14 protein-coding genes are annotated in these 14,997 nt (G+C 65.6%); 5 read left to right on the forward strand and 9 right to left on the reverse strand.

The genetic code is table 11. The features are described 5' to 3' along the window. Position 1 precedes the first annotated feature (1 nt). From WKW79_RS17915 to WKW79_RS17935, 5 genes are all read right to left on the reverse strand, one after another. Positions 2-766, reverse strand: coding sequence for an enoyl-CoA hydratase/isomerase family protein (locus WKW79_RS17915; RefSeq protein WP_340336528.1), 765 nt, complete (start codon positions 764-766; stop codon positions 2-4). A 49-nt stretch (positions 767-815) separates the two neighbouring features. Beyond that, the gene (locus tag WKW79_RS17920; RefSeq protein ID WP_340336529.1) at positions 816-1,802 is read right to left on the reverse strand and encodes a Bug family tripartite tricarboxylate transporter substrate binding protein; all 987 of its coding nucleotides are present in this window, start codon (positions 1,800-1,802) and stop codon (positions 816-818) included. Between the two features lie 28 nt (positions 1,803-1,830). Then, positions 1,831-3,237 (reverse strand): malonyl-CoA decarboxylase, encoded by a 1,407-nt coding sequence (locus WKW79_RS17925; RefSeq protein ID WP_340336530.1) that lies wholly within the window; start codon positions 3,235-3,237, stop codon positions 1,831-1,833. A 180-nt stretch (positions 3,238-3,417) separates the two neighbouring features. After that, positions 3,418-4,245 (reverse strand): prolipoprotein diacylglyceryl transferase, encoded by an 828-nt coding sequence (gene lgt / locus WKW79_RS17930; protein ID WP_340336531.1) that lies wholly within the window; start codon positions 4,243-4,245, stop codon positions 3,418-3,420. Between the two features lie 4 nt (positions 4,246-4,249). Then, positions 4,250-5,191: a LysR family transcriptional regulator gene (locus WKW79_RS17935; protein ID WP_340336532.1), complete on the reverse strand. Its 942-nt coding sequence runs from the start codon at positions 5,189-5,191 to the stop codon at positions 4,250-4,252. Positions 5,192-5,294: 103 nt separating this feature from the next. Here WKW79_RS17935 and ilvD point away from each other — a divergent pair, with 103 nt between their 5' ends. After that, positions 5,295-6,983: a dihydroxy-acid dehydratase gene (ilvD, locus tag WKW79_RS17940; RefSeq protein WP_340336533.1), complete on the forward strand. Its 1,689-nt coding sequence runs from the start codon at positions 5,295-5,297 to the stop codon at positions 6,981-6,983. A gap of 22 nt (positions 6,984-7,005) precedes the next feature. Here the strand turns inward: ilvD and WKW79_RS17945 are convergent, their stop codons facing one another. Continuing rightward, the gene (locus WKW79_RS17945) at positions 7,006-7,266 is read right to left on the reverse strand and encodes a TIGR04438 family Trp-rich protein (RefSeq protein ID WP_340336534.1); all 261 of its coding nucleotides are present in this window, start codon (positions 7,264-7,266) and stop codon (positions 7,006-7,008) included. 103 nt (positions 7,267-7,369) lie between these two features. On the opposite strand from WKW79_RS17945, the gene WKW79_RS17950 reads away from it, so the two are divergent. Beyond that, positions 7,370-7,675 carry a c-type cytochrome gene (locus WKW79_RS17950; protein ID WP_340336535.1) on the forward strand — a complete coding sequence of 102 codons (306 nt, stop codon included), beginning with the start codon at positions 7,370-7,372 and terminating at the stop codon, positions 7,673-7,675. A gap of 8 nt (positions 7,676-7,683) precedes the next feature. Here WKW79_RS17950 and WKW79_RS17955 read toward each other — a convergent pair whose 3' ends face one another. Together WKW79_RS17955 and acs are read right to left on the reverse strand one after the other, a co-directional pair. Beyond that, positions 7,684-8,181: a LapA family protein gene (locus tag WKW79_RS17955; RefSeq protein ID WP_340336536.1), complete on the reverse strand. Its 498-nt coding sequence runs from the start codon at positions 8,179-8,181 to the stop codon at positions 7,684-7,686. Between the two features lie 161 nt (positions 8,182-8,342). Continuing rightward, positions 8,343-10,346: an acetate--CoA ligase gene (acs, locus tag WKW79_RS17960; protein ID WP_340336537.1), complete on the reverse strand. Its 2,004-nt coding sequence runs from the start codon at positions 10,344-10,346 to the stop codon at positions 8,343-8,345. Positions 10,347-10,500: 154 nt separating this feature from the next. Here acs and WKW79_RS17965 point away from each other — a divergent pair, with 154 nt between their 5' ends. Continuing rightward, entirely contained in the window at positions 10,501-11,118 is a 618-nt protein-coding gene (locus WKW79_RS17965; protein WP_340336538.1) for a TIGR00645 family protein, read from the forward strand. 3 nt (positions 11,119-11,121) lie between these two features. Here WKW79_RS17965 and fumC read toward each other — a convergent pair whose 3' ends face one another. Next, positions 11,122-12,507: a class II fumarate hydratase gene (gene fumC / locus WKW79_RS17970; protein WP_340336539.1), complete on the reverse strand. Its 1,386-nt coding sequence runs from the start codon at positions 12,505-12,507 to the stop codon at positions 11,122-11,124. Between the two features lie 74 nt (positions 12,508-12,581). Between fumC and WKW79_RS17975 the strand changes: the two genes are divergently transcribed. Together WKW79_RS17975 and murI are read left to right on the forward strand one after the other, a co-directional pair. After that, positions 12,582-14,135 carry a fumarate hydratase gene (locus WKW79_RS17975; protein ID WP_340336540.1) on the forward strand — a complete coding sequence of 518 codons (1,554 nt, stop codon included), beginning with the start codon at positions 12,582-12,584 and terminating at the stop codon, positions 14,133-14,135. A gap of 41 nt (positions 14,136-14,176) precedes the next feature. After that, the gene (gene murI / locus WKW79_RS17980; RefSeq protein WP_340336739.1) at positions 14,177-14,989 is read left to right on the forward strand and encodes a glutamate racemase; all 813 of its coding nucleotides are present in this window, start codon (positions 14,177-14,179) and stop codon (positions 14,987-14,989) included. The last annotated feature ends 8 nt before the right edge of the window (positions 14,990-14,997 follow it).

Genomic DNA, 14,997 nt, shown 5'->3' on the forward strand with positions numbered 1-14,997 from the left:
CTCAGAAAGCGGGAGATCGTTTGGCAAGAAATGCGGCGATGCCTTCGCGGTGTTCGGGCGAGTCGGCGTAACGGTAGGCGGTAGGAACCAGGTCCGATGCGGCGGAACGGTTCAACGCGAGAAAGGTGGCTTTGTTGAGCCGGGCGGCGGCCGGCGCGAGTGCGGTGATACGGGTCGCATGGGCCAGCACGGCGGCGGGCAATTCGTCGTCGGGCAGCGCCTGCAAGAGGAAGCCCGCATCGTAAAGCCGCTGCGCGCCATGCACGCTGGCCGCCAGCAGCATGTCGCGCGCCAGCACGTCGCCGACGGCACGCTGCACGAGGGCAGCTTCGCGCGGCGCCATCTTGAAGCCGAGCTTGGCGATGGGCGCACCGAATTTCGCGGAGGCGGCGGCCAGGCGGATGTCGCAGCAGCTTGCGATCTCGATGCCTGCGCCCATGCAGGCGCCCTCGATCTGCGCGACGATGGGCACCGGGCAGTCCAGCATCGCCTGCAAGCCGGCCCACACCTCGTCCTCATGAAAGGTGCGCAGGCTGTCTTCCTCGAAGCGGAAGGACGGGTACTCCGAGATGTCGCCGCCCGCGCAGAAGGCGCCGCCCTCTCCGCGGATCACGATGCATCGCAATGCCTCATCCGTCGACAAGGCTTCGAAATTCGAACGCAGGGCGAGCCACATCGCGCGCGACATGGCGTTGAGACGACCGGGATGCGACAGCGTGACGAAGGCCATGGAGCCTTCGCGACGGACCTCGACCGAACCACTCATCGACGCCTCCACGCTTGGCACTGCGCCTGACTTCCCCCCAATGCCACGCTCATTCCAGCTTGGCGCCGGAGGTCTTTGCGACCACGGCCCAGCGCTTGATTTCCGCGCTGACGAAATTGCCATAGGCCGCCATCGTGAGGTCCGGAATGTCCGAGCCGTTGGCGGCCCAGATGGTCTTCAACTCGTCGGCGGTCCAGGACTTCTTCACGCTCTCGACGATGCGCGCCTGCACGTCCGCCGGCGTGCCCTTCGGTGCCCACAGGCCGTACCAGGTCGTCACCGTGTAGTCGGGCAGGCCGACCTCGGCAGCACACGGCACGTCCGGGAACGCGGGATTGCGCTTGGCACCCGCCATCATCAGCGCCTTGATGCGCCCGCCCTTGATGTGCTGCGACGACGAACCGAGCCCATCGAAGCACACGTCCACGTTGCCGGAGATCAGGTCCTGCAGCATCGGACCGGCGCCACGGTAGGGGATGTGGGTGATGAAGGTGCCGGTCTGCTGCTTGAACAGTTCGCCCGCGAGATGGTGCGACGTGCCCGCGCCGGCCGATCCATAGTTCATCTTCGCCGGGTTCTTCTTGGCATAGGCGATGAACTCCTGGATGGTGTCCTGCGGCACCCGCTTCGGATTCACCACCACCACTTGCGGCGGCCGGGCCAGAAGCATCAGCGGCACGAAGTCCTTCTCGATGTTGTAGTCGAGCTTGGGATAGATCGCCGGTGCGATCGCATGGTGCACCGCGCCCATGAACAGCGTGTAGCCGTCGGCCGGTGCCCGCGCCGCGATGCTCGCGCCCAGCGTGCCGCCGGCACCGCCACGGTTGTCGATGACGAGTGTCTGTCCCGTGACCTTGCTGAACTGCGCCGACAGCGGCCGCGCGAAGGCATCGGTGCCGCCGCCCGCGGGAAAGGGCACGATCAACGTGACAGGCTTGCTCGGCCAGTTGGCGTCGGCGCGTGCCGCGCCGCACATGACGGCCGCACCGGCCGCGGCCATCCGCAACGCGTCTCGCCGATGAATGTTCTCGATCATCCTGAATGTCTCCTGTCGTCGTGGTGATTCAGCTCTTGAAGTAGAGCCCTTCGATGTCGCCTGACACGGCCACCCGGCCATTGGCAAGCCAGGCTCGATGTTTATCGAGACGCTTGAGGTCGTACAGGTAGTTAACCATGAGGCCCCACGACTGCTTCTGCCCCTTGGACGACGGATCGCCGCCCCAATTGAGCCGCTCCACGCGCGCGCCATTGCCCAAGTGGAAGCGCGCCACCGGGTCGACCGGCTTGCCGTCCGTCATCGCGCGACCCAGGTATTCGGCCGCGCACTGCGTCAGCCAGTGGCGCAGCGGCGACTTGGGATCGGCCAGCGAGCCTGGCGCCTCCACCGCGGCCAGCAGGCGCTCCGCGGTCGGCGGCAGCGAGCCGATCAACCGGCCGAGCTCGTTCGCGCGCTTCTCGTCGAGCAGCGGGACCAGCGTCGCCGCGTTCTTCACGAGCCAGCCTCTGAAGCCCGGAATCGGCGACAGCGTCGCAAAGACCTTCAGGCGCGGCAACTCGGCCTGCAATGTTTCGACCACGCGCTTGATCAGCGAATCGCCGAAGCTCACGCCGCGCAGGCCGGCCTGCGTGTTGCTGATTGAATAGAAGATCGCGGTGGTCGCCTTGGCCGGTTGCAGCGGAGTCGCGGTTTCGTCCAGCAGCGGCGTGATGCCGTCGCTGATGCGGTCGACCAGCGCCACCTCGACGAAGATCAGCGGCTCGTTCGGCAGCCGCGGATGGAAGAAGCCGTAGCAGCGGCGGTCGATGTGGTCGAGCCGGTTCTTCACGTCGTCCCAGCTCTTGATGTCGTGCACCGCCTCGTAGCGGATCAGTTTCTCGATCAGCGACGCGGGCGAGTCCCAGTCGATGCGGCGCAATTCGAGGAAGGCCACGTCGAACCAGGTGGAGAACAGGTGCTCCAGTTCCGCGTCGAGCGCGAGCAGGCGCTGATCGGCCTTCAGATGCGGCAACAAGTCGGCGCGCAGGTCGACCAGGAAGCGCATGCCCTCCGGCTCGACCGCGAAGCGCTGCAAGAGACGCATGCGCGGCGACACCAGCGCGCGGCGCAAGCGCATCTCGGCTTGGCCCTCCTCGGGTGTTCCGACAGCGGCCTGATGCTGGTCCCGCGCGGCCTTGAGCGTCTCCGCATCGGCGGCGAAATGCTCGCTCATCAGCGCCCAGTAGTCACGCCGCTCACCCGGGTCGGCCGCCAGGTAGTCCAGCGCTACGGCATGCGCGCGCCTTCCACCTTCGACCTCGCTGACGCGCGCGTCGATGACCGCTTCGAGGGCCGTCAGCACCTTGCGCAGCATGCGCGGCGACAGCACCTCGTCGGACTTGCGCAAGGTCGCCTGCAAGCGCTCGTGGGTCGAGCGCTCGCTCGGCTTCGCAAGCGACTTCGCAGCCGGCCAACGCGGCAGGGTGAGTGCCATCGGCACTTTCGATTTGAACCATTCCGTTGCGCTCACGATGCCCCTTTGAATACTGTTCGCGCTCTCATTGTGGAAGCTCGCACGCGCAATTCACAGCCATCTGCCGTAAGCCTTACGGATTGAACGTCCACTGGAACGCAGGCGCAGCGCGCGGGATCTCCGCGGCCTGCCCGCCCTGGATCAGCGGCTGGCAACCGCCACCGCCGGCCGCCGCGCCGCCCAGATCCACAAACCGATACCGAACACGATCATCGGCAGGCTGAGCCACTGACCCTGGCTCAGGTTCAATGCCTGCAAGCCCAGGAAATCATCCGGCTCTCGGTAGAACTCGGCGATGAAGCGGAACACGCCGTAGCCCATGGCGAACACCGCTGCCACCTGCCCCTCCTTGCGCTCCTTGCGCGCATAGAGCCAGAGCAGGACGAACAGCAGCAAGCCCTCGAGCAGGAACTGGTAGACCTGCGAGGGATGGCGCGGCAGCATCGAACCGCTTTGCGGAAACACCATGCCCCAAGGGAGGTCCGGACTCGAGAAGCGCCCCCACAACTCGCCATTGATGAAGTTGCCGACGCGCCCCGCCGCCAGGCCGGTCGGCACGCACGGCGCGACGAAGTCCATCACCTGCCAGAACGGCCGCTTGCGCGAATGCGCGAACCAGATCATCGACCCGATCACACCCAGGAACCCGCCATGAAAACTCATGCCGCCTTGCCACACCATGAAGATCTCGAGCGGGTGCGACAGGTAATAGCCGGGCTTGTAGAAGAAGCAGTACCCCAGCCGGCCGCCGATGATCACGCCGGCCACGCCGAGGAACAGGATGTCCTCGATGTCCTTGCGCTCCCAACCGCCCGGACCTCCGAGCGAACGATAGGGCTCGTGCTGCAAGCGACGCGTGCCGAGGAACCAGAACAAACCGAAGGCAGCCAGATAAGTCAGGCCATACCAGTGAATGGCGATCGGCCCGACTTGCAGCGCAATCGGGTCGATGTGGGGATACATGAGCATCCGGCTATTGTGCCAACCCGCGCTCCCGCACAAAGTCGACGAAGCGCGCAAGCGCCGGGTTGTCGCTGGCGGCCGGCCATACAAGGCTGGTTTCGCAGCCGGGCAAGGCCAACGCGGCGCGGCGCCGACCGGGCTGCGCGGCAAACTCGGTTTCCGTCCGATATACCACGCCAGCCCGACGGAACTGCGTGACGCTCTCCGGCACCCAGGCCACGCCCAGGCCACCCGACACCAGGTTCACGATGGTCTGCATCTGTATGGCTTCCTGTGCCACCTCCGGCACACGCCCGACCCCGTGATACAGCGCCAGGATCGCGTCGTGCACAGAAGGCAGGATGCGGCGCGGGAACGCGACCAGCGGTTCGGCCAGCACGTCGTCGAGCACGAGTTGCCTGGCGCGTGCAAGCGGATGCTGCGTGGGCACGGCAAGGACCAGCGGCTCCGTGGCCACGGCCAAACACGCCAGCCCCGCAGGCGCAGCGCCCGGTGAATGCAACACCAGACCCGCATCGATTTCGCCACGCGCCAACGCCTCCAGTTGCACGTCACCCGTCGCCTCAACCAGCTCCAGGGCCACCGCCGGGCACAGCGCGCGGAATTCGCGCACCCAGGCCGGCAGCCGCTCGAAGCCGATCGTCGAGACAAAAGCCAGCCGCACCCGCCCCACTTCGCCCGCCGCAGCAGCCCGCGCGCGCGCCGGCAGCGCCTGGGCCCGCGCCAGCAACTCGCGCACTTCCGGCACCAGCGCAGCACCCGCGGGCGTCAACGCGACGCTACGCCGCGTGCGGTCGAACAGGCGCACCCCAATCGCCTTTTCCAGTTGCGCAATTGCCTGCGTCACCGGCGGCTGCGTCATGTGCAGGCGCGTGGCCGCACGACCGAAGTGCAGTTCCTCGGCCACCGCCAAGAACTGCCGCCACACACGCAGGTCGATCGAAGCTGTCATTCACACAGCATATCAATAGACGCTTTGAAATGGATTGGCGGCAATCACAGAAGGAGCCGATACTTGGCGCCCCACGAGATATTCCGCTAGAGAGGCACACCACATGGCTGACACCCCGATCAACCGCCGCAGCATCAACATCGTCGACGGCAAGTCGCGCGCACCCAACCGCTCGATGTTCTACGCGATGGGCTACGAAGAGAGCGACTTCAAGAAGCCGATGGTCGGCGTGGCCAATGGCCACAGCACCATCACTCCCTGCAACTCCGGCCTGCAGAAGCTGACCGATGCGGCCATCGAAGGCATCGAGGAAGCCGGCGGCAACGCGCAGGTGTTCGGCACGCCGACCATTTCCGACGGCATGGCCATGGGCACCGAGGGCATGAAGTATTCGCTGGTCAGCCGCGAAGTCATCTCGGACTGCATCGAGACCTGCGTCGGCGGCCAGTGGATGGACGGCGTGCTCGTCGTCGGCGGCTGCGACAAGAACATGCCGGGCGGCATGATGGGCATGCTCCGCGCCAACGTGCCGGCCATCTACGTCTACGGCGGCACCATCCTGCCGGGCCGCTACAAGGGCCAGGATCTCAACATCGTCAGCGTGTTCGAGGCCGTCGGGCAGAACGCCGCCGGCAACATGAGCGACGAGGACCTGCTCGAGATCGAGAAGCGCGCCATCCCCGGCACCGGCTCCTGCGGCGGCATGTACACGGCCAACACCATGTCGAGTTCCTTCGAGGCGCTGGGCCTGTCGCTGCCCTACTCGTCCACGATGGCGAACCCGCACGACGAAAAGCAGAACTCGGCCAAGGAATCGGCCAAGGTGCTGATCGAGGCCATCAAGAAGGACCTCAAGCCGCGCGACATCGTCACGAAGAAGGCGATCGAGAACGCCGTCGCCGTGATCATGGCCACCGGCGGTTCCACCAACGCGGTGCTGCACTTCCTGGCGATCGCCCATGCCGCCCAGGTCGACTGGACCATCGACGACTTCGAGCGCATGCGCAAGAAGGTGCCGGTGCTGTGCGACCTCAAGCCCTCGGGCAAGTACCTCGCGGTCGATCTGCACCAAGCCGGCGGCATTCCGCAGGTCATGAAGATCCTGCTGAAGGCCGGCCTGCTGCACGGCGACTGCATGACCATCAGCGGCCAGACCATCGAGGAAGTGCTGAAGGACGTGCCCGACACGCCGCGCGCCGACCAGGACGTCATCCGTCCGATCGACAAGCCGATGTACGCCGAAGGCCACCTCGCCATCCTCAAGGGCAACCTCTCGCCCGAAGGTGCGGTCGCGAAGATCACCGGCCTGAAGAACCCGGTCATCACGGGCCCGGCGCGCGTGTTCGACGACGAGCAATCCGCGCTGGCCGCGATCCTCGCCGGCAAGATCAAGGCCGGCGACGTGATGGTGCTGCGCTACCTCGGCCCCAAGGGCGGCCCGGGCATGCCGGAAATGCTGGCACCGACGGGTGCGCTGATCGGCGCGGGCCTGGGCGAATCCGTCGGTCTCATCACCGATGGCCGCTTCTCCGGCGGTACCTGGGGCATGGTGGTCGGCCACGTCGCACCCGAAGCCTATGCCGGCGGCACCATCGCTTTCGTGAACGAGGGCGACTCGATCACCATCGACGCGCACGAACTGAAGCTGGAACTCAACGTGCCCGAGAGCGAGATCGCGAAGCGCCGTGAAGGCTGGAAAGCACCCGCGCCGCGCTACACGCGTGGCGTGCAGGCCAAGTTCGCGTTCAACGCATCCAGCGCCAGCTCGGGCGCGGTGCTCGACAAGTATTGAAGTGGAGCAGGCGCAGCAGGGGTCAACTCTTGCTGCGCTTTCTGCGGGACGGGCTGTTCAACATCCCCAGCCGGCTGCGTTGCCGGTCGATGCGTTCCGCCCTCCGCTCGTTTTCCTTCTTGATGACCTGGCGCTTTGTGTAGCCCGACCAGTCGGCCCAGGCCCACCAGACCACGGCGAGCGCGAAGGGAATCAGCACGATCCACCAACTCAGCGTGGCAACCGGCCCGATCTCGAAGTACTTGAGCGCAACGCCCAGTACACCCAACAGAAGAAACCACATGACGCAACCCTCGGGAAATGACTGGTGCGTCACACTTCGCCACGCACCCGCTCCCCTAGAATCTCATTGGAGACTGACTGTAACGCAACCGTAACGATTCCCCATGAGAAGAATTCATCTGTTGATAGCCCTTTCACTGTTCACCGCCGGCCCCGCCATGGCGGACCTCGCACTGGCCACCTCGAAGAACTGCATGGCCTGCCACACGGTCGACAAGAAGGTCCTCGGCCCGGCCTTCAAGGACATCGCCGCCAAGTACAAGGACGACAAGACCGCGCCCGAAAAGCTCGCGGTCAAGATCATGAAGGGCAGCACGGGCGTCTGGGGGGCGCTGGCCATGCCGGCCAACACCCAGGTCAGCGAGAGCGAAGCCGCCCGACTGGCGACCTGGGTGCTCTCGACCAAGTAATCAGCAGTTCAACCGCGCTGCGGAACCACCTCGCCGATGGCGGGGCGAAAGCGGTCTTCCAGTTGGCCGACATGCGCGGCCGTCGTGTTGTCCGACTCATCGACGCGCTGGCGCAATGAGGCTTCGAGCTGCTGGACGCGCGCCAGCAACGCTTCCTGCCGCTGGTTGGCTTGCGTCACCCGCGTGAGCTCCTGCGCTTCGAGGAAGCTGCGCAGTTCGGTGAAACGCGAGAGTTCGGCCTTGTCGGCCAGTTCGCGCTGCGATTGCAGTTCCTTGGTGTGGCGACGCGTCTCCAGCATCACCGTACTCTGCAGGTAGAACACGTAGGCCAGGAACAGCACCCCGAGTAGCGAGGTCAGTCCCAGCATGATCACGCCGAACGGCGCGGTCACCTGCATGAAGCCGATCGACATCAGGGTCGGTTGAATGAGGATGCCCCAGTTCAACGTCGCCAGTGCCGCGATCAGCACCACCAGCAGAATCAAGATACCCGATCTAACACCCATGATTTCGTCCCCGTTTTGTCTGTAAGAGCCCGTTTGTAACTCACCCGGGCTCGGAGGCGGCGTCAGACGTGGGCGCAATGCGTCTCAAGTCAAAGTGGCTTGGCCACCTCGGATTGATCGCCTGCGGGGAGCGGGCCGGGGTGAATCCGGCCGCGGGGCGCTCAGTAAGCCTGCCCCAATTGCTCCAGGATGGCGGGGTTCTCCAACGTCGACGTGTCCTGCGTGATGGCCTCGCCCTTGGCGATCGAGCGCAGCAGGCGCCGCATGATCTTGCCGCTGCGCGTCTTGGGCAGGTTGTCGCCGAACCGGATGTCCTTGGGCTTGGCGATCGGGCCGATTTCCTTGGCGACCCAGTTGCGCAGATCGGTCGCGATCTGCTTGGCCTCGTCGCCGCTGGGCCTGCCGCGCTTGAGCACCACGAAGGCGCAGACCGCCTCGCCGGTCACATCGTCCGGCCGGCCGACCACCGCGGCCTCGGCCACCAGGTCGGTCTTGGACACCAGCGCCGACTCGATCTCCATCGTGCCCAGTCGGTGCCCCGATACGTTCAGCACGTCGTCGATGCGCCCGGTGATGCGGAAATAGCCGCGGTCGGCGCTGCGGACCGCGCCGTCGCCGGCCAGATAGATCGTGCCGCCCATCTCTTCCGGGAAATAGCTCTTCTTGAAGCGTTCCGGGTCGTTCCAGATGGTGCGGATCATCGAGGGCCAGGGGCGCTTGATGACCAGCATGCCGCCGGCGCCGTTGGGCAGGTCCTTGCCGGTTTCGTCGACGATCGCGGCCATGATGCCCGGCAGTGGCAAGGTGCAGGAACCCGGCACCAACGGCGTGGCGCCCGGCAGCGGCGTGATGACGTGGCCGCCTGTTTCAGTCTGCCAGAAAGTGTCGACGATCGGACAACGCTCGTGGCCGATGTTCCGGTGGTACCACATCCAGGCTTCCGGGTTGATCGGCTCGCCGACGCTGCCGAGAATGCGCAGGCTGGACAGATCCCAGTTCTTGGGATGCACCTTCTCGTCGGATTCGGCAGCCTTGATGAGCGAGCGGATCGCCGTGGGCGCGGTGTAGAAGATCGTGACGCGGTGCTTCTCCACCATTTGCCAGAAGCGCCCGGCGTGTGGATAGGTGGGGATACCTTCGAAGACGACTTGCGTCGCGCCGGCCGCCAGCGGGCCGTAGGCGACGTAGGTGTGGCCGGTGATCCAGCCGATGTCGGCCGTGCACCAGAACACGTCCTCGGGCCGAAGGTCGAAGGTCCAGTCCATCGTGAGCTTGGCCCACAGCAGGTAGCCGCCCGTCGCATGCTGCACGCCCTTGGGCTTGCCGGTCGAGCCGGAGGTGTAGAGGATGAACAGCGGGTGTTCGGCATTGACCGGCTCGGGCGGGCACAGGCCCTGCCCTTCGACTTCGGCCAGCGCCTCGGTGAAGCTGATGTCGCGGCCCTCGACGCGCTTCCAGTCGGTCAAGGTGCGTTCATAGACCAGCACCGTCTTGATCGTCGTGCAGCCGCCCAGCGCGATGCCGTCGTCGACGATGGCCTTGAGCGGAAGTTCCTTGCCGCCACGCAGTTGGTAGTTGGCCGTGATGACCGCGACGGCGCCGGCATCGATGATGCGCTCCTGCAGCGCCTTGGCCGAGAAGCCGCCGAACACCACGCTGTGGGTCGCGCCGATGCGGGCGCAGGCCTGCATGGCGATGACGCCCTCGATGGTCATCGGCATGTAGACGATGACGCGGTCGCCCTTCTGGATGCCTTGCGCCTTCAGCGCGTTGGCGAATTGCGAGACGCGCGTGAGCAGGTCCTTGTAGGTGATCTTCGTGACGGCGCCGTCGTCGGCTTCGAAGATGATCGCGGTCTTATCCTCGGTCGGCGTGCCGATGTGCTTGTCCAGGCAATTGGCGCTGGCGTTGAGTTCGCCGTCGCCGAACCATTGGTAGAACGGCGCTTTCGATTCGTCGAGGGTGCGCGTGAAAGGCTTGGTCCACTGCACGTTCTCGCGGGCCAGGCGGGTCCAGAAGCCATCGAAGTCGGTCTCCGCTTCCTTGCACAGCGCCTCGTAGGCGGCCATGCCGGAGATGCGCGCGCCTTGGGTGGCGCGGTTGTCAGGCGGGAACACGCGGGTCTCGACCAATACGGACTCGATGTTCTTCGATGTGCTGCTCATGTCTGGAGGTCTCCTCGGCCTTGTAGTGGGTTCGGGCGTAATGTCGATCGTGGCACTTACGGGTCACTGACGTTCACATCCTAAGCCGTAAGGGCTTCAGCCGCGCATAAGGCTGGCACTTCTAGAATCGCGCCCTCGCTTTGTTAACCAACCGATGACACTTCAAGACCCGTCTTCCGCCGCGCCCCGCAAGGGCTCGCCGCTGCGTCCCCTGCCCAAGCTCATCTTCGCGAGCCGCTGGCTGCAACTCCCCCTGTACCTGGGCCTGATCGTGGCGCAGGGCATGTACGTCGTCCACTTCCTGGTCGAGCTCATGCACCTGGTGCAGGCCGCGCTCGGCAGCGACCACGCGTTGCAGGCGCTGATCACCGGCATCGGCTACAAGACGACCGCGCCCATCACCACGCTGAACGAGACGGTGATCATGCTGGTGGTACTGGCGCTGATCGACGTGGTGATGATCTCGAACCTGCTGATCATGGTGATCGTGGGCGGCTACGAGACCTTCATCAGCCGCATGGACCTCGATGGCCATCCCGACCAGCCGGAATGGCTGAGCCACGTGAACGCCTCGGTGCTGAAGGTGAAGCTGGCGATGTCGATCATCGGCATCAGCTCCATCCACCTGCTCAAGACCTTCATCAACGCCGAGAACTACACGGACAAGGTGCTGATCGCGCAGACGGCGATCCACATCACCTTCCTGCTGTCGGCCATGGCGATCGCCTATACCGACAAGATCATGTCGGCCATCGCCGAGGAAAAACACTGATCCTCATCGGCCCGTCATGTTTTCCGGGATCACCCACTGGTCGAACTGCTCGCCCGTGAGGTGACCTGACGCCACTGCCGCCTCGCGCAGGCTGCTGCCTTCCTTGTGCGCCTTCTTGGCGATGTAGGCGGCCTTGTCATAGCCGATGTGCGTGTTGAGCGCGGTCACCAGCATCAGCGAGCGCTGCACGAGTTCGGTGATGCGCTCCCGGTTCGGCTCGATGCCGACGGCGCAATGGTCGTTGAAGCTGACCATGCCGTCGGCCAGCAGCCGCACGCTCTGCAGGAAGTTGTGGGCCACCATTGGGCGGAACACGTTGAGCTCGAAGTTGCCCGAGGCACCGCCGATGTTGATCGCCACGTCGTTGCCGAACACCTGCGCGGCCAGCATCGTGACGGCTTCGCTCTGCGTGGGGTTGACCTTGCCCGGCATGATCGACGAGCCGGGCTCGTTCTCCGGGATGCTCAGTTCGCCGATGCCGCTGCGCGGGCCGCTGGCAAGCCAGCGCACGTCGTTCGCGATCTTGGTCATGCTGGCCGCCAGGGTCTTGAGGGCGCCATGGGCGTGCACCAGGGCATCGACGCTGGCCATGGCCTCGAACTTGTTGGGGGCGGTGATGAAGGGCAATCCGGTGAGCCTGGCCAGTTCGGCGGCCACCTGCTCGGCATAGCCCTTGGGCGCATTGAGGCCGGTGCCGACGGCCGTGCCGCCCAGCGCCAGCTCGCAGAGGTGGGGCAAGGCAGCTCGAACATGCGCCTCGCCATGCGCCAGTTGCGCCGCGTAGCCGGAGAACTCCTGGCCAAGCGTCAGCGGCGTCGCATCCTGGAGGTGGGTGCGTCCGATCTTGACGATGTCCATGAAGTCGGCTGACTTCTTCTCCAGCGTGCCGCGCAGCTTGGCAATGGCTGGCAGCAGCTTGCGGGTGAGTGCCTCGACCGCCGCCACATGCATCGCGGTCGGAAAGACGTCGTTGCTCGACTGGCTGCGGTTGACGTCGTCATTGGGATGCACCAGCCGCCCTTCGCCGCGCTCTCCACCCAGCAACTCGCTCGCGCGATTGGCCAGCACCTCGTTCACGTTCATGTTGGTCTGCGTACCGGAGCCGGTCTGCCAGACCACCAAAGGAAACTCGTCCGTGTGTTTTCCGGCGATCACCTCATCAGCCGCGGCGACGATGGCCTGGGTCTTCTTCTCGTCCTGCAGGCCCAGCGCATGATTGACCACGGCAGAGGCCCGCTTCACCTGCGCCAGCGCCGTGATGATCTCGCGTGGCTGCTGCTCACCGGAGATGTCGAAGTTCTGCAGCGAGCGCTGCGTTTGCGCCCCCCAGAGCTTGTCCGACGGGACGTCGATGGGTCCAAAAGTGTCACGTTCGGTACGAGTCGTCATGCCTAAGGTCTCATCTGCGAAAATGGAAGGCTGGCCAGTATCGCGCCAGCCGCATAACCCTATAAAGCCTCACCATGACCACGACGATCCAGCAAGCCGACCTGATCGAATCCGTCGCTGCCGCGTTGCAGTACATCAGCTACTACCACCCGACGGACTACATCGCCCACTTGGCCAAGGCCTACGAGCGGGAGCAGAGCCCCGCCGCCAAGGATGCGATCGCCCAGATCCTGACCAACAGCAAGATGAGCGCGACCGGCCAGCGCCCGATCTGCCAGGACACCGGCATCGTCAACGTCTTCCTCAAGGTGGGCATGGACGTGCGCTGGGGCGGCTTCACCGGCAGCCTGGACGACGCCATCAACGAAGGCGTGCGCCGCGGCTACAACCATCCGGACAACACGCTGCGCGCCTCGGTCGTGGCCGATCCGCAGTTCGATCGCAAGAACACCAAGGACAACACGCCGGCCGTGATCTTCACCGAGATCGTCCCCGGCAACACCGTCGAAGTCACCGTCGCGGCCAAGGGCGGTGGCAGCGAGAACAAGAGCAAGCTGGTCATGCTGAACCCCGGCGACAGCGTGGTCGACTGGGTGCTCAAGACCGTGCCGACCATGGGCGCCGGCTGGTGCCCGCCGGGCATGCTGGGCATCGGCATCGGCGGCACGGCCGAGAAGGCCGCGCTGATGGCCAAGGAAAGCCTGATGGACGACCTCGACATGCACGAGCTGCAAGCGAAGAAGGCCTCCGGCGCCGAGCTGACGAAGGTCGAGGCGCTGCGCATCGAGCTCTACGAGAAGGTCAATGCACTCGGCATCGGCGCGCAGGGCCTGGGTGGCCTGTCGACCGTGCTCGACATCAAGATCAAGATGTACCCGACACACGCGGCCAGCAAGCCGGTCGCGATGATTCCCAACTGCGCGGCCACCCGCCACGCGCATTTCGTGCTCGACGGCAGCGGCGCGGTCTACCTCACGCCGCCCTCGCTGGACCTGTGGCCCGACGTCAACTGGGCGCCCGACTACAACAAGAGCAAGAAGGTCAACCTCGACACGCTCACGCCCGAGGAAGTCGCGAGTTGGAAGCCCGGCGACACACTGCTGCTCAACGGCAAGATGCTCACCGGTCGCGACGCCGCGCACAAGCGCATCCAGGGCATGCTGGCCAAGGGCGAGAAGCTGCCGGTGGACTTCACCAATCGCGTCATCTACTACGTCGGCCCGGTCGATCCGGTCAAGGGCGAAGCGGTCGGCCCGGCCGGCCCCACCACCGCCACGCGCATGGACGGCTTCACCGACATGATGCTCGCGGAAACCGGCTTGATCGCGATGATCGGCAAGGCCGAGCGCGGCCCGGTCGCCATCGAGGCGATCAAGAAACACAAGAGCGCCTACCTGATGGCCGTGGGCGGCGCCGCCTACCTGGTCAGCAAGGCGATCAAGACCGCGAAGATCGTGGGCTTCGAAGACCTCGGCATGGAAGCGATCTACGAGTTCGACGTGGTGGACATGCCCGTCACCGTGGCGGTCGATTCCGGCGGCACCAGCGCCCACATCACCGGCCCGGCCGAATGGCAGAAGCGCATCGCCTCGGGCGAGTTCAAGACCATCACGCTGGAACCGGCTTGAGCCTGCTGCCGATCGATGAGCCTGCGAACGCCGCTCGATCGATCGGCGAGCGGGCAGCCGCAAACGACCCCATTGGCGTGTTCGACAGTGGCGTAGGCGGCCTGAGCGTCCTCAACGCACTGCGCGCCGAATTGCCGCACGAGCGCTTCGTGTATTTCGCCGACACCGCGAACGCGCCCTATGGCGAACGCGGCGAAGACTTCGTCACGCAGCGCACGCTGGCGATCACGGCCGACCTGGTCGAGCGGCATCGCATCAAGGCGCTGGTGGTGGCCTGCAACACCGCGACCGCCGCGGCCATTCACCTGGTGCGGACGACGTATCCAGCGCTCCCTGTGGTCGGCGTGGAACCGGCGCTCAAGCCCGCCGTGGCGCTGAGTGCGACCGGAAGCATCGGCGTGCTCGCCACGCGCGGCACGCTCGCCAGCCTGAAGTTCAGGAAGCTGCACGACAGCCTTGCGGGCCAGGCGAAGTTCAGCCTGGTGCCCTGCGACGGACTGGCGGCGGCGATCGAAGCCTCGGCCACCGCAGCCATTGGCGAACTGTGCGTGCGGTACATGCGAGCGGCAGGCCGCTTCGGCACAGCCCCGGGGCAAATCGACACGTTGGTGCTCGGCTGCACCCACTATCCCTTCGTGGCGGACGAACTGCGGCGCCATGCAGGCCCCACCGTGCGCTTCATCGACACCGGCGCGCCGGTCGCCCTGCAGACGCGCCGCCTTCTGGCCGCCACGCATGCATTGGCCGCTGAACGCGATGGCAGCACAGCTCCCGTGCTCGAGACCAGCGGCCCACCGGAGGCGCTGGCGGCGGCTGCCGCGCGCTGGCTGCACCGAGCCACCGTGCCCGCCTGATGGCGCGG

Source organism: Variovorax robiniae, from assembly GCF_037889955.1.
GTDB classification, from domain to species: Bacteria; Pseudomonadota; Gammaproteobacteria; order Burkholderiales; family Burkholderiaceae_C; genus Variovorax; species Variovorax robiniae.

Coding starts and splice junctions, on each gene's coding strand:
- WKW79_RS17915 (WP_340336528.1), bottom strand. CDS start 766: ATGAGTGGTTCGGTCGAGGTCCGTCGCGAAGGCTCCATGGCCTTCGTC.
- WKW79_RS17920 (WP_340336529.1), bottom strand. CDS start 1,802: ATGATCGAGAACATTCATCGGCGAGACGCGTTGCGGATGGCCGCGGCC.
- WKW79_RS17925 (WP_340336530.1), bottom strand. CDS start 3,237: ATGGCACTCACCCTGCCGCGTTGGCCGGCTGCGAAGTCGCTTGCGAAG.
- lgt (WP_340336531.1), bottom strand. CDS start 4,245: ATGCTCATGTATCCCCACATCGACCCGATTGCGCTGCAAGTCGGGCCG.
- WKW79_RS17935 (WP_340336532.1), bottom strand. CDS start 5,191: ATGACAGCTTCGATCGACCTGCGTGTGTGGCGGCAGTTCTTGGCGGTG.
- ilvD (WP_340336533.1), top strand. CDS start 5,295: ATGGCTGACACCCCGATCAACCGCCGCAGCATCAACATCGTCGACGGC.
- WKW79_RS17945 (WP_340336534.1), bottom strand. CDS start 7,266: ATGTGGTTTCTTCTGTTGGGTGTACTGGGCGTTGCGCTCAAGTACTTC.
- WKW79_RS17950 (WP_340336535.1), top strand. CDS start 7,370: ATGAGAAGAATTCATCTGTTGATAGCCCTTTCACTGTTCACCGCCGGC.
- WKW79_RS17955 (WP_340336536.1), bottom strand. CDS start 8,181: ATGGGTGTTAGATCGGGTATCTTGATTCTGCTGGTGGTGCTGATCGCG.
- acs (WP_340336537.1), bottom strand. CDS start 10,346: ATGAGCAGCACATCGAAGAACATCGAGTCCGTATTGGTCGAGACCCGC.
- WKW79_RS17965 (WP_340336538.1), top strand. CDS start 10,501: ATGACACTTCAAGACCCGTCTTCCGCCGCGCCCCGCAAGGGCTCGCCG.
- fumC (WP_340336539.1), bottom strand. CDS start 12,507: ATGACGACTCGTACCGAACGTGACACTTTTGGACCCATCGACGTCCCG.
- WKW79_RS17975 (WP_340336540.1), top strand. CDS start 12,582: ATGACCACGACGATCCAGCAAGCCGACCTGATCGAATCCGTCGCTGCC.